Source organism: Streptomyces mayteni (assembly GCF_054783955.1).
The window spans coordinates 15,613-28,105 of the sequence record NZ_BAAGPR010000107.1 but is presented as its reverse complement, the minus strand read 5'-3'; the positions used below and the strand labels follow the sequence as shown (position 1 = coordinate 28,105).

Here is a 12,493-nt window from a genome sequence, read left to right as displayed (position 1 = left end):
CGCGGCGGCACGGCGGCGCTGCCGCCGGGTGGACCGGTGGTCCTGCCGAGCGCGGCGACCCCACGGCCGGACGGGCCGGCGACCGCGGTCGCCGAACCACCGGCGCCCGCAGGCCGGCCCGGGGTGCGCAGCGCCGGTACCGCGCCGCCCGTGGCCTCCACCGCCCCCAGGGCGGCAGCTCCGCCCCCGGGCGGGCCACTGGCCGGGCTCACCGACGCACCAACTCCCGCGCTTCGCGCGGAACCAGAGGCTGTCGCGGCGCCCGCGCGCAGCGCGGCCAACGCCGCACGGACGCCGGTAGCGGCCCCACCATGGGCCACAGGTCCGCCCCGCAGCGCCGCCAGGGCGCCGCGGAGGCCCGTGGCAGCCCCGTCACCGGCCGCGGCCACGGCCACACGGACGCCGGTGCCGCCCGCGCCACCGGCCGCAGGCCGGGACACGGCGCGCAACGCCGGTACGGTGCCGCCCACGGGCTTCGGGGCGACGGCTCCGCCGCCAGGCGGAACCGGCACCGAACCGCCAACTCCCGCGCTCCGCGCAGGACCGCCCCGCAGGCCCGTGACGGCCCCGCTGGCGGCCGCAGGCCGGCCCGGGGTGCGCAGCGCCGGTACCGCGCCGCCCACGGCCTCCAGGGCCCCGTGGGGGCCCATGGCGGGGCCGCCGTGGGCCGCGGGCCGGCCCGGGGCCGGCCTTCGGGCGGTGCTGGCCGCGCTGAGCGTGGCCATGGCCGTGGCCGTGGCCGTGCCGGCGAGGGCCGCCGAGACCGCGGAGCGGCTCGCGCCGTGGACCTCGCCGCGGCTGAGGGTGGTGACGCCCGCCGTGTGGGTGGCGACGGCGAGTGCCGGCAGCGCGGCCGCCTTCGCGTTGCCGCCGGCGCCGAGCAGGACGTCGAGGCCGCGGGCCGCGGCCATGAACGCGGGGCCGGCCGCGTTGCGTTGGGCCCACAGGTCGTAGGCCCAGACCGTCGCGGCCAGCGGCACCGCGACCCGCAGGGCGCGCCGGCCGCCGGCGGCCGCGGCGAGGCCGAGGTCGGCGCCGGTCAGGCCGGCCGCCAGGCCGAGGGCCTGGAAGGCGTCGACGCGGCCGGACGGGATCGGCCGCTCGGGCCGCTCGCGCGCGTCCAGGTCGGCGTCGGCGAAGTCGTTGAGCGCCATGCCGGCCAGGTAGAGGCAGGCGGAGGCGGCCGGCGCCGCCCACGTGCGGCGGCCGTAGGGCCAGCCGGCCGCCACCGCGCCGGCCAGGCTGTCGCCGGGGACGGTCAACGCGGCCGGCAGCCTGACGAGTTCGGCGACGTCGCGGAGCCTCACGCCCGCTCCCCGAGCGCCGCGCACCAGGTGGTGAGGGCGCGCCACTGGGTGCCGAGGTCGTGGGCGACGTCGTCGCCCGCCGGGTCCTTGAAGAAGAAGCCGAGCGCGCCGAGCGGGCCGGTCTCGCCGGCCTGGTGGGCGCGCGCCGTCAGCCGCACCAGGTCGAGGACCAGCGGCGCGGCCAGCGCCGAGTCGCAGCCGCTCCAGGTGAACTGGAGCTGCATGCGGGTGCCGAGGAACCCCTCGAAGGAGACGTGGTCCCAGGCGGTCTTCCAGTCGCCGAGGTCGGCGACGTAGTCGATGTGCATCGGCCCGTCGACGGGGTGGCCGAGGATCGCCTCCAGGCCCTGGCCCTTGGTGCGGAGCTTGCTCTCCGCGGCCGCCGGGTCGGCGAGCGTGCGGCCGTCGCCGCCGCCGAGGAGGTTGACGGAGGTCCAGGACCGCACCGTCAGGGCGCGGTTGGCGAACATCGGGGCGAGCGCCGACTTCAGCAGCGTCTCGCCGGTCTTGCCGTCCGAGCCGGCCCACGGCAGGCCCTCGCGGGCGGCGAGTTGGACGAGCGCGGCGGGGCGCGGCCCGGGGCTCGGGGTGAAGGCGACGACCGGGCAGCCCGCCCGGTAGGCGGCGTAGGCGTAGAGCGAGGACGCCGACAGCGGCGACTCCCCGGCGTCCAGGGCCCGTTCGAGCTCGTCGAGGTCGGTGAGCGCCGCCGTGTCGGCGGCCGGCGGCTCGGTGCTCGACACGTCGACGACGATGACGTCGTCGAGGCCGTGCCGGTCCCGGAAGGCGACGATGTCGTCCCTGATGCGGCGGGCGGCCGCCCGCTGGGTCTCGCCGCCGGGTCCCGCGCCGGGGCGTATTCGGCCGTCGGCCTCGGCGAGTTCGGCGCTGAGCGCGCGGGCGAGGTGGGCGGGGAAGACGCCGCCCGCGGCCAGTTCCTCGGCCCGCTTGGGCAGCGAGCCGTGCCCCAGCTCGTGGCCCCCGGTTATCAGTTCGCCGAGCGCCGGCGGGCGGGCCACGGCGACGTCCGGCAGTTCGGCGACGCAGCCGTCGGGCGAGCCGAGCCCGGCGCGCAGCGCGAGGGTGCCCACGGTCGCGGTGGTGGCCACCGAGCCCCGGGCGCCGACGAACCAGGCGCCGATCCGGGGAGCGGGAGAGCGAGGGGACAGCGCGGACATGTGGTGACCTCCTGGTCGGTGTTTCCATGGGATTGCCCCGGCCGGGCCCCGGTGTCACCCGGGGCCCGGCCGGGGCTCACCCGGTCCCGGTCACTGCACCGGGACGAGCGTCACCTCGGCGGTGCCGGTGAGCGGGGGAAGCCCGTTCACGCCGGGGTCGGTGTAGCTGGCCGTGAACACGCCCCGCAGGTTGTCGTGTTCCGGGTCGTGCGAGTCGTCCAGGGCGGTCGTGATCGAGCCGACGCAGCCTCGGGCGGTGGTGATGGGGTGACCGTGCGTGTCGTGGCCCAGGGTGTAGGTCACCGAGACCCGCGAGCAGTCGAACGGCTGGTCGTCGGTGACGGTCACCTCGTAGGCGATCGTGTCGCCGAAGGAGAACTCCTCACCGCCGGCCGGGGTGACGAAGGAGACCTGCGGCACGTCGTTGCCGATGACGATCTCCACCTCGGCGTTGGCGGCCCGGCCGGTCTGGTCGGTCACCCGGAGGGAGGCGGTGTAGAGGCCGTCCTCGGTGTAGGTGAACGACGGGTTGGCCTCCCGGGAGTCGATCCGACCGTCGGAGTCGAAGTCCCAGGCGTAGCGCAGCCGGTCGCCGTCCGCGTCCTCGGTGCCCTCGCTGGAGAAGTTGACGGCCAGCGGCGCGTGTCCGCCGGTGACGTCGGCGGAGGCGCGGGGCACCGGGGTGTGGTTGCCCTCGCGTCCTGTGTAGTCGATGCGGGCGAGCTGCGCCTCGGGGTTCTGGGCGAAGAAGCCCTTGCCGTACTCCAGCACGTAGAGCGCGCCGTCGGGGCCGAACTCCATGTCGATCAGCGAGGAGAAGTCCACCTCGGCGAGCACTTCCTCGATGCCGGTGAGGTTGTTCCGGCGGTCGAGTTCGAAGCCCCAGACCCGGTCACGGCTGAACTCGTAGAACAGCGGGTGGCCTTCGTACTCCCGGGGCCAGGCGCGGGAGCCGTTGCGGACCTCGACCCGCCGCTCGTAGTCGTAGGAGGGGCCGGCCATCGGGGCGATGCCGCCGGTGCCGAGCTCGGGGAAGTTCGCCGACTCGCCGTAGCCGTACCACATCTCCGGCTGGACGACGGTGGGCAGTTCGGTCAGCCCGGTGTTGTGCGGCGACTCGTTCACCGGGGCCGCGCAGTCGAACGGCTCGCCCGAGATGTTGGTGGCGAAGTCGAAGTCGACGTACGGCATGCTCGGGGTCACGCAGTAGGGCCAGCCGTGGTTGCCCGAGCGGGTGGCGACGAACCACTTGCCGGTGCCGTCCGGGCCGCGGCCCGGGTCGGCGACGCGCGCGTCTGGCGAGTAGTCGGCGACGTAGAGCGCGTCCGTCCGCGGGTCGATCTCGATCCGGAACGGGTTGCGCAGGCCCATCAGGTAGATCTCGGGGCGGGTGCCCTCGGTGCCCGACCTGAACAGGTTGCCGCGCGGCACGGAGTACGAGCCGTCCCGGTTCACCTTGATGCGCAGCACCTTGCCGCGCAGGTCGTTGGTGTTGGCGGAGGTGCGCTGCGCGTCGTAGGCGGGGTTGCGGTCGGCCCGCTCGTCGATCGGGGTGTAGCCGCCGGAGGCGAACGGGTTGGAGTCGTCGCCGGTGGACAGGTAGAGGTTGTCGTCGCTGTCGAAGACGATGTCGCCGCCGACGTGGCAGCAGATGCCCCGGGTGGCCGGCACCTCGATGATCCGCTGCTCGGTCGACAGGTCGAGGGAGTCGCCGCGCAGCTGGAAGCGGGAGAGCTGGGTGTAGCCCTCGAACGGCTCGAAGTCCTCGGGGGTGCCGGTGAGGGGCGCGTCGCCCTCGTTGACGTTCGGGGTGGCCGGGTCGTCGACCGGGGTGTCGAGCGGCGGGGCGTAGTACAGGTAGACCCAGCTGTTGGAGCGGCCGTTGAAGCCCGGGTCGACGGCGATGCTCTGCAGGCCCTCCTCGTCGTGCTCGTACACGTCGAGCTCGGCGGCGAGGGTGTTGAGGCCGTTGTCGGGGTTGTTTATCCACACCTGCCCACCGCGGGTGGTGTGCATCGCTCTACCGTCGGGGAGCACGGCGAGGTCGATGGGTTCGCCGGGCGTGTCGTTGAGGGTGACCTTCTGGAACTCGGAGGTCGTGGGTGCGGTCGGGGAGTCCTCGTGTCCTTCGTGGGCGTAGGCGACAGCGGGTACGCTCAACAGCGCGGTCGCCATCACCGCCACGAGGGTCGGCATGGTTTTCCTTCGCATTGCTACCTCTTCGTGCGCGTATGGCCGGCGGTTCGTTGCCCGTACCGTTCGTGCCAGCGAGACGGCAGGGCCTTGCCTGGTGGCGGCCTGAGCGGCCGCCACCAGGAGCGAGGGGGTTGCGTGGGTGCCGTGTCCCGAGAGAGTCGGCGGCCGGTGTCGGAGGGGGAAGGGACGTGCGGCCGGGCTCGCGCTACGAGGCGAGGTAGTCGTACCCGACCTCGGCCGACTGGAGCGGCGTGACGTCGGGGGTGTCGTTCTCGACGATGTACTCGTCGACCTTGTGCGCGCGGAAGATCTTCGGGAAGTCGATGACTCCGGTGCCGAGGTCGGCCATGTCGCCGTCGGTGCGGCTGCGGTCCTTGACGTGGAACTGGATGACGCGCTGCGGGGCGCGGCGGATGACGTCGAGCGAGAAGCGTTCGACGTCGCGCTCGCCGAGTTCGACGGCGGCCCTGACGGTCCAGTAGAGGTCTATCTCCAGGTGCACGTAGCGCGGGTCGAGTTCGCGGGTGAGGATGTCCCACGGGGTGCGGCCGCGGCCCAGGTCGGTGGTGAACTCGTGGGCGTGGTTGTGGTAGCCGTAGTGCAGCCCCTGGCGGCGGGCGGCGCGGGCCTCGACGTTCATCCGCTCGGCCCACTGGTACCAGTCCTCGGCGTTGGTGGACGCGAGGTAGGGCACGTTGACGTACTTCTGGCCCATGATCCGGGCGTTCTCGAGCTTGGTGCGCAGGGCGGCGTCGTCGGCGCTGATCCCGTCGTGGCTCGACGTGGTGCGGATGCCGAGGCTGTCGTGGAAGCGGCGCAGCTCGCGGGCGGTGCGGCCGTAGTAGCCGGCCTGCTCGACCTTGCGGTAGCCGATCCTGGCGAGCGAGCGGAGGGTGGCGTCGTAGCCGGCCGCGCCGCCCAGGTCCGCGCGGAGCGTGTACAGCTGGACGCTGATCTTGCTCCGCGGAACGAGGGAACCGCCGTGGCCGTGCCCGGGGTTGCCCTGGGCCGAGGCGACCGGGGCGGCGGCGAGGGCGGCGCCGGCGCCGATCGCGCCGAGGGCCGCGCCGCGCAGCAGCGTGCGGCGGCCCATGCCCCGGGCGGCGAGTGAGTCGGTGAGTGATCTGTCTCCGTCGAATCCGTAACACATGACGGCTCCTGTGTTTCCTGGGGGGTGGTGTCACGTGGGGGTGGCTGCCCCGCCTCGGGGGAGATCACCCGAGGCGGGGGGTCTTGGGGGTGCGGGTCAGGCGGTCTCGGTCGCCGGCTCCGACGCGGCCCCGGGCGCCGTGGCCGGCGCCGGGATCGCGGTCCAGGAACCGCCGGCCTCGTGGGACTCCTCGACGGCGGCGAGCACCCGCTGCACGCGCAGTCCGTCCGCGAAGGACGGCTCCGGGTCGGTCCCGGCGTCGATGGCCGACAGCAGGTCGACGGCCTGGTGGGCGAAGGCGTGCTCGTAGCCGAGGCCGTGACCAGGCGGCCACCAGGCTTCGAGGTAGGGGTGTTCCGGCTCGGTCACCAGGATGCGGGTGAAGCCCTGGACGACCGTGTCGGCGGTGGCGTCGTGGAAGTGGAGGACGTTGAGCTCCTCCAGGTCGAACGCGAGGCTGCCGCGGTCGCCGTTGAGTTCGATCCGCAGCGCGTTCTTGCGGCCCGTGGCGTAGCGGGTGGCCTCGAAGCTGGCCAGCGCACCGCCGTCGAGCCGGCCGAGGAAGACGGCCGCGTCGTCGACGGTCACCGTGCCGGTGCCGCCGCCGTCCGGCAGCGGACGCTCGTGGACGAACGTGTCGGTGACGGCGCTGACGCCGGTGACGAACTCGCCGGTGAGGTACTGGGCGAGGTCGACGGCGTGCGCGCCGATGTCGCCGAGCGCACCCGAGCCGGCCCGTTCCCTGGACATCCGCCAGGTGTAGGGCGCGGCCGGGTCGGTCAGCCAGTCCTGGAGGTAGCGGGCCCGCACGTGCCGCAGCCTGCCGAGGCGGCCCTCGGCCACCAGCCGGCGGGCCAGCGACAGGGCGGGGACCCGCCGGTAGGTGAACCCGAGCATCGAGAGGACGCCGCGTTCGCGGGCCTTGGCCGCCGCCTCGGCCATGGCCTCGGCCTCGGCGACGGTGTTCGCGAGGGGCTTCTCGCACAGCACGTGCTTGCCCGCCTCCAGGGCGGCGACGGCGATCTCGGCGTGGGTGTCGCCCGGGGTGCAGACGTCGACGATGTGCACGTCGTCCCGCGCCACCAGGGCCCGCCAGTCGGTCTCCACCACCGGCCAGTCGAAGCGGTCGGCCAGCTCACCCGCCGCGTCCCGGTTCCGGCCGCCGAGGGCGGCGAGCCTGGGGCGCAGCGGCGGGTCGAAGAAGCTTCTGGCGTTGCGCCAGCCCTGGGAGTGGGCCATGCCCATGAAGCCGTAACCGACCATGCCGATGCCGAGCTCCCGGCCGGCCGCCTGTTCGGCGGTCCCTGGGCGGTTGTTCGAGCTGTTGAGTGTGCTCATGCGACCTCCGTCGTCGACTGCGGGGACCTCCGGTCCGGGTTTCGGCACCGCGACGTGTCCTTCGACGTCGCAGTGCCGTCAGGCCGTCGGGCCCGTCAGGACTCGAAGCCCATCGGGAGGTACTCCTCCAGGTTGTCCGCGGTCACCACGGGCGCGTCGAGCACGATGCGGCGCGGCACCTCGACCTGGACCAGGTCGGAAAGGCCGCGGTCCTGGGCGATCAGCCGGGCGAGCTTGATGCCGTCGCCGCCCTGGGTGGCCGGGTAGATGACGGTGGCCTCCATCTCGCCGCTCTCGATCCAGCGCATGGCGTTGGCCGAGCCGGCGCCGCCGATGAAGAAGAACTCGTCGCGGCCGGCGTTGTCGAAGGCGGCCTTGACGCCGACACCCTGGTCGTCGTCGTGGTTCCAGATGATGTCGATCTCGTTGGCCGCCTGGAGCAGGTTGGAGGCGGCCTCCTCGCCGGACTCGACGGTGAACTCGGCGGCGACCCGGTTGTCGACGTTCTGGCCGCAGACCTCCAGCGCGTCGGCGAAGCCCTGCGAGCGCTCCTGGGTGAGCGGCAGCGAGTCGACGCCGGCGATCTCGGCGATCACGGCGCCGTCGCCGAGGTCGTTCTCGGCGACCAGCTGGCAGGCGTACTCGCCGGCCGAGACGCCCATGCCGTAGTTGTCGCCGAGGATGGTGGTGCGGGCGGCGGCGTCGTCGGAGAACTCGCGGTCCACGTTGACCACCGGGATGCCGGCCTCCATGGCCTGCGTCGCGACCTGCGTCAGCGCGGCACCGTCGGTGGGCAGCAACACGATGGCGTCGACGCCGTCGTTGATGAACGTCTCGATGGCGCTGATCTGCGCGCTCGGGTCGTTGGTGCCCTCGGCCATCCGCAGCTCGACGTCGGAGTACTGCTCGGCGGTCTGCTCGGCGAACGTGTTGATGGCCGCCAGCCAGCCGTGGTCGGCCTGCGGGCCGGAGAACCCGATGACGACGTTCTCGCCGGGGTCGTCGTTGGAGCTGGCCGCGTTCTGCTGACCGCCGCCTTCGTTGTCGTCGCCGTCGTCCTCGGGCGTGTTGCTGGTACAGGCGGCGAGCAGGCCGACCGCGGCCAGTCCGACGCCGACCCGGGTGAACATCCGCCGACGAGTGCTGTTTCTGGGCATGGCAGTCTCCGGTGAGCTGAGGGTGGAAGGAAGTAAGGAAAGTCGGGGGGACTCGGGGGGACGAGGCGCCGGCCGCGGCGCGTCCGGCTACGTTCGGCCGCCGCCCGACGAGACCCGCTGCTGGAGCAGCACCGCGACGATGATGATCGCGCCCTTGGCGACGGCCTGCGAGGAGGAGTCGAGGTTGTTGAGGGTGAACACGTTGGTCAGCGTCGTGAAGATCAGCACACCGAAGACGGTGCCGACGACGGTGCCGCGGCCGCCGCTGAGCAGGGTGCCGCCGATCACCACGGCGGCGATGGCGTCCAGTTCCAACAGGCCGCCGTGGGTGGAGGTGCCAGCGGTGGTGCGGGCCATGATCATCACCGCGGCGAGGCCACAGGCGAGGCCGAGCAGCAGGTAGAGGATGGTGGTGTGCCGGCGGACGTCGATGCCGGCGAGCCGGGCCGCCTCCGGGTTGCCGCCGACCGCGAGGGTGCGCCGGCCGAAGGTGGTGCGGTTGAGCAGCACCCAGCCGCCGGCCGCGGTCAGCGCGAAGATGATCACCAGGACCGGGACGCCGAGGACCTCGGCGCCGAAGAAGTCGACGAGGCCGGTCTCGGTCACCACCTGGGTCTGCCGGTCCGAGATGAGCTCGGCGAGGCCGCGGGCCGCCGCCATCATGGCGAGGGTGGCGATGAAAGGCGCCATCCGGCCGTAGGAGATCAGCACCCCGTTGATCAGGCCCGCGCCGGCGCCCACCATCAGGGCCGTGGTGACCATCACGATCCAGTGGAAGTCCGCCGCCATCTGCTGGGTGGACAGCGTGGTCGCCCAGACCGACGCCAGGGCCAACACCGCGCCCACCGACAGGTCGATGCCGCCGCCGGTGATCACGAACGTCATGCCGACGCTGACCACGCCGACCACCGAGGCCAGGCGCAGGATCGTCATCATGTTGTCGAAGGAGGCGAACCGGTCGCCCGCGGTCGCGGCACCTATCACGCACAGCAGCAACAGGGCTATGACCAGGCCCACGTTGCGACCGGCCGGGCTGGCCAGCAGGCCGCCGATCCGCTGCGCCAGGTTGCCGCCCCCCGCCCCCTCGGGCGGCGCGGCACCGCCGGACCGCTGCTCGGCGTGTGTCTGAGCACTCACGTCAACTCTCCTCGTTCGCTTCTCTGTCCGCGCGGCGGCGCGTCACGACGGCTTCGGCGCTCATGCCGCCTCACCCTGCATCACCAGGTCGAGCACGCGGTGTTCGTCGATGTCCTCGGCGGCCGACTCGGCGACGATCCGCCCGTCGGAGATCACCAGCACCCGGTCGGCGAGGCCGATGACCTCCTCGATCTCGCTGGAGACCAGGACCACGCCGATGCCCTGGTCGGCCAGCCCGCGGATCAGGGCGTAGATCTCGGCCCGGGCGCCCACGTCCACGCCGCGGCTCGGCTCGTCGAGCAGCAGCACCTTGCAGCCGCGCAGCAGCCAGCGGGCCAGCACGACCTTCTGCTGGTTGCCGCCCGAGAGGTTGCCCACCGGGCGGTTGACGCCGGCCGGCCGCACGTCGAGCGACTCGGTGTGCTCGGCCGCCTCGCGCCGCTCCTTCGCGTTGTCCATGAAGCCGGCACGGTGGAAGCGCGCCAGGCTGGCCAGCGTGATGTTGCGGTAGACGGCGTCGCCCAGGATCAGCGCCTGGCTCTTGCGCTCCTCGGGGCAGAAGCCGACCCCGGCGGCCATCGCCGCGCCGACCCGGCCGGGGCGTAGCGGCTTCCCGGCGACCCGCACGGTGCCCGCGTTGGCCCGGCGGGCGCCGTAGACGGTCTCCAGGATCTCGGAGCGTCCCGAGCCGACGAGCCCGGCGAGGCCGACGATCTCGCCCGGCCGCACGCTGAACGCGACGTCGCTGAACTCGCCCTTCCTGGCGAGCCCTTCGACCTCCAGCACCGGCTCGGCCGACACGTCGTCGGTGGTCGCGCGGTCCGGGAAGACGTACTCGATGGACCGGCCGGTCATCAGCCGGATGATCTCGGACGTCGGGGTGTCGGCGGCCGGCAGTCCCGAGGCGGCGGTGCGGCCGTCCTTGAGCACGGTGATGCGGTCGCCGATCCGCCGGATCTCCTCCAGGCGGTGCGAGATGTAGATGATCGCGATGCCCTGCGCCGAGAGGTCGCCGATGACCGTGAAGAGGCGGTTGACCTCCTCCTGGTCGAGGACGGCCGACGGCTCGTCCATCACGATCAGCTGGGCGTCGTGCGAGAGGGCGCGGGCCATGCTGACGATCTGCTTGCCGGCCGCGGAGAGCGCGCCGACCTCCTGGGTCGCGGACATCTCGGGGTGACCGAGGCGCCGCAGCAACTCCGTGGTGGCGGCGTTGATCTCGCCGCGCGCGCTGAAGCCGGCCCTGGCCCGCTCGTGGCCGAGGTAGACGTTCTCGGCCACCGAGAGCCCGTCGACCAGGTCGAGTTCCTGGTAGATCGTGGCGATGCCGCGGTCCAGCGCGGCCATCGGACGCGGGAAGCGAACCTCCTCGCCGCGCCACAGGATGCGTCCCCCGTCGGGCTGGTGGGCCCCGGCCAGGACCTTGATCAGGGTCGACTTGCCGGCGCCGTTCTGCCCCAGGAGGCAGTGCACCTCGCCGGGCAGAACGTCGAGGTCGATGCCGTCGAGCGCTTTGACGCCGGGGAAGTGCTTGACGATGTCGTGCATCGCCAGCAGCGGTTCTGCGACGTCCTCCGCCTCGGACTGGCCGGACGTCTTCGGGGGGCCTGTCATGGGCAGCAAGGTATGGAGGCTTTTGCCGGACGTCAATAGAAAGCGCACCGGTTTGTGTTGGAAGTTTGGGCGGTACCTGAACTAAGCCCCCTACGTTGTATCGTTACTCATGCTCTTACGGCCCGCAGACGACAGAAGGGCAGGGCACACCATGGCGGAGAACGGCACCCTCCCCGCCGGGCAGGCGGCCGGCACGGCCGCGCTGCTTCGGCTGGTGCGGGACGGCCGGCCGCGTACCCGGGCCGAGTTGGTCGCGGAGACCGGCATGGGCCGCTCGGCCATCGCCGAGCGCGTCGACACCCTGCTCGGCTCCGGGCTGCTGACCCAGACGGACAACGCCCCGTCCACCGGCGGCCGGCCGCCGTCCACCTTCGTCTTCAACGCGGCCGCCCGGGTGGTGCTGGCCGCCGACATCGGCGCCACGCACGCCAAGACGGCGATCACCGACCTCTCCGGCACCGTGCTCGCCGAGGAGGACCTGGTGCTGGAGGTCGCGGCGGGCCCCGAGGCCGTCCTCAAGCAGGTGAGCGAGCACGGCGAGGCCCTGCTGACCAGGACCGGCCGCACCCAGGGCGACCTGCTCGGCGTCGGCATCGGCCTGCCGGGCCCGGTCGAGCACGTCTCCGGCAAGCCCACCAACCCGCCGATCATGCCCGGCTGGGACGGCTTCGACGTCCCCGGCTACGTGCAGGAGCTGCTGAACAGCCCGGTGCTGGTGGACAACGACGTGAACCTGATGGCGCTCGGCGAGCACCGCACCCAGTGGCACGAGCGGCAGCACATGATCTTCGTCAAGATCGCCACCGGCATCGGCAGCGGCCTGATCGCCGACGGCCGGCTGCACCGCGGCTCCCAGGGCGCCGCCGGCGACATGGGCCACGTGCAGCTCCCGCACGAGGCGGACGTGCCGTGCCGCTGCGGCAACACCGGCTGCCTGGAGGCCGTGGCCAGCGGCGCGGCGCTCGCCGCCCGGCTGACCGAGCTCGGCATGGAGGCGCGCAGCAGCGCCGACGTGGTGTCCCTGGCGCGGAACGGCTCGGTCACCACCCTCAAGCTCGTCCGCCAGGCCGGCCGGCATATCGGCGAGGTGCTGGCCACCGCGGTGAGCTTCTTCAACCCCTCGGTGATCGTCATCGGCGGCGCGCTCTCGCAAGCCGGCGAACACCTGATCGCCGGCATCCGCGAGGTCGTCTACCAGCGCTCGCTGCCGCTGGCCACCCAGGATCTGCGAATCGTGCAGTCCCGCGCCGGCGAGCGGGCCGGCGTCTACGGCGCCGCCGCCATGGTGGTGGAGCACGCCTTCGCCCCGGCCCACCTCCCCCGCTATCTGATGACCCCGGAGGCCGACACCGCCGACACCGACACCGCCGGCCCGGCCACCGCTGCCGCCGCCCGGGCCTCGGCCTGAGCCGGGCG

At 73.1% G+C, this 12,493-nt stretch carries 9 protein-coding genes; 1 reads left to right on the top strand and 8 read right to left on the bottom strand.

Features of this window, described 5'->3' with window-relative positions:
* The 8 genes from ACYVPE_RS32280 to ACYVPE_RS32245 form a co-directional block, all read right to left on the bottom strand.
* Window positions 1-1,307 (bottom strand): UbiA family prenyltransferase (locus ACYVPE_RS32280; RefSeq protein WP_461037328.1); only part of this gene is annotated, 1,307 nt, incomplete at its 3' end.
* Window positions 1,304-2,485 carry an inositol-3-phosphate synthase gene (locus ACYVPE_RS32275; RefSeq protein ID WP_461037327.1) on the bottom strand — a complete coding sequence of 394 codons (1,182 nt, stop codon included), beginning with the start codon at window positions 2,483-2,485 and terminating at the stop codon, window positions 1,304-1,306. The genes ACYVPE_RS32280 and ACYVPE_RS32275, both read right to left, overlap by 4 nt.
* 90 nt (window positions 2,486-2,575) lie before the next feature.
* Complete coding sequence (locus ACYVPE_RS32270) at window positions 2,576-4,681, bottom strand: PQQ-dependent sugar dehydrogenase (protein ID WP_461037326.1); 2,106 nt, start codon at window positions 4,679-4,681, stop codon at window positions 2,576-2,578.
* Between the two features lie 205 nt (window positions 4,682-4,886).
* The gene (locus ACYVPE_RS32265) at window positions 4,887-5,831 is read right to left on the bottom strand and encodes a sugar phosphate isomerase/epimerase family protein (protein ID WP_461037325.1); all 945 of its coding nucleotides are present in this window, start codon (window positions 5,829-5,831) and stop codon (window positions 4,887-4,889) included.
* A 96-nt stretch (window positions 5,832-5,927) separates the two neighbouring features.
* On the bottom strand, window positions 5,928-7,169 hold the full coding sequence (locus ACYVPE_RS32260; RefSeq protein ID WP_461037324.1) for a Gfo/Idh/MocA family protein: 1,242 nt from the start codon (window positions 7,167-7,169) through the stop codon (window positions 5,928-5,930).
* 95 nt (window positions 7,170-7,264) lie between these two features.
* Entirely contained in the window at window positions 7,265-8,326 is a 1,062-nt protein-coding gene (locus ACYVPE_RS32255; protein ID WP_461037323.1) for a substrate-binding domain-containing protein, read from the bottom strand.
* An 87-nt stretch (window positions 8,327-8,413) separates the two neighbouring features.
* Entirely contained in the window at window positions 8,414-9,463 is a 1,050-nt protein-coding gene (locus ACYVPE_RS32250) for an ABC transporter permease (RefSeq protein ID WP_461037322.1), read from the bottom strand.
* 60 nt (window positions 9,464-9,523) lie between these two features.
* Window positions 9,524-11,011 (bottom strand): sugar ABC transporter ATP-binding protein, encoded by a 1,488-nt coding sequence (locus tag ACYVPE_RS32245; RefSeq protein WP_461037329.1) that lies wholly within the window; start codon window positions 11,009-11,011, stop codon window positions 9,524-9,526.
* 217 nt (window positions 11,012-11,228) lie between these two features.
* On the opposite strand from ACYVPE_RS32245, the gene ACYVPE_RS32240 reads away from it, so the two are divergent.
* Window positions 11,229-12,485, top strand: coding sequence for an ROK family transcriptional regulator (locus ACYVPE_RS32240; protein ID WP_461037321.1), 1,257 nt, complete (start codon window positions 11,229-11,231; stop codon window positions 12,483-12,485).
* The last annotated feature ends 8 nt before the right edge of the window (window positions 12,486-12,493 follow it).

Excerpts from the sequence above, each read along its gene's own strand:
- ACYVPE_RS32245 (WP_461037329.1), bottom strand. The coding sequence starts at position 11,011 with ATGCACGACATCGTCAAGCACTTCCCCGGCGTCAAAGCGCTCGACGGC.
- ACYVPE_RS32265 (WP_461037325.1), bottom strand. The coding sequence starts at position 5,831 with ATGTGTTACGGATTCGACGGAGACAGATCACTCACCGACTCACTCGCC.
- ACYVPE_RS32270 (WP_461037326.1), bottom strand. The coding sequence starts at position 4,681 with ATGCCGACCCTCGTGGCGGTGATGGCGACCGCGCTGTTGAGCGTACCC.
- ACYVPE_RS32275 (WP_461037327.1), bottom strand. The coding sequence starts at position 2,485 with ATGTCCGCGCTGTCCCCTCGCTCTCCCGCTCCCCGGATCGGCGCCTGG.
- ACYVPE_RS32240 (WP_461037321.1), top strand. The coding sequence starts at position 11,229 with ATGGCGGAGAACGGCACCCTCCCCGCCGGGCAGGCGGCCGGCACGGCC.
- ACYVPE_RS32255 (WP_461037323.1), bottom strand. The coding sequence starts at position 8,326 with ATGCCCAGAAACAGCACTCGTCGGCGGATGTTCACCCGGGTCGGCGTC.
- ACYVPE_RS32260 (WP_461037324.1), bottom strand. The coding sequence starts at position 7,169 with ATGAGCACACTCAACAGCTCGAACAACCGCCCAGGGACCGCCGAACAG.